This window comes from Shigella sp. FC1967 (genome assembly GCF_001743005.1).
Taxonomy (GTDB): domain Bacteria; phylum Pseudomonadota; class Gammaproteobacteria; order Enterobacterales; family Enterobacteriaceae; genus Proteus.
This window is the reverse complement of the sequence record NZ_MIIZ01000340.1, coordinates 1-237: the sequence shown is the minus strand read 5'-3', so window position 1 is coordinate 237 and position 237 is coordinate 1. Positions and strand designations below refer to the sequence as shown.

At 48.9% G+C, this 237-nt stretch carries 1 pseudogene; it reads right to left on the bottom strand.

Annotated features, from left to right (window positions below):
* A pseudogene (gene tnpA / locus BHE89_RS03060) lies at positions 1–237 on the bottom strand (IS200/IS605 family transposase); the annotation flags it as partial.

The following is a 237-nucleotide window of genomic DNA, read 5'->3' as shown; positions in this document are numbered from 1 at the left end:
ACAAAAGTCCCGTTTTACTTTGCGTCCGTAAATGTGTGTTTTGCTGGCGCAGCAGGCGCGACGATACTGATTTCAGATTGTTGACCATCACACTGACCGCCAGTTTTTGGCGGGTAAGCAACCAGCAGATGCACATGGTCAGGCTCTCCGTCCATCTCAATAATTTCGCATTCAAGTTTTTGCCGCAGCGGAGTCAAATGCATCACGCAGTTGAGCGATCATCTGTCCGTCAAATAG